Raw genomic sequence first — 335 nt, forward strand, 5'->3', positions numbered from 1 at the left:
GAGGAGGTCAGCTGGCTGTATTTACCATCAACAATATCCTTTTGCCTATTTACGAACCAGTCTGGTATCTTATACTGCCTAGGATTCGACATGATAGTGATAATTTTTTCAACCTCTTCTTCTGTGCATTCGCCAGCACGCTTGTCAAGATCAATGTCGGCTTTTTTGAGAACAATGTTGGAGTACCTCCGGCCAACACCTTTGATAGCCGTCATCGCAAACATAACCTTGCGTTTGCCATCGATGTTCGTATTCATGATACGAAGAATATGTTGAAATTTGTCTGGAATGACCAGCGACATTTTGGTTAAGTTTCTAACCAACGTTCCCAAACG

The 335-nt window shown here is 42.1% G+C and carries 1 protein-coding gene; it reads right to left on the reverse strand.

Going from position 1 to position 335, the window contains the following annotated elements; all coding sequences use genetic code 11:
* Positions 1-257 (reverse strand): 30S ribosomal protein S13 (gene rpsM, locus F0L68_RS45795; RefSeq protein WP_188317140.1); only part of this gene is annotated, 257 nt, incomplete at its 3' end.
* Positions 258-335 lie beyond the last annotated feature (78 nt).

This window comes from Solihabitans fulvus, from assembly GCF_008386585.1.
Lineage (GTDB): Bacteria > Actinomycetota > Actinomycetes > Mycobacteriales > Pseudonocardiaceae > Solihabitans > Solihabitans fulvus.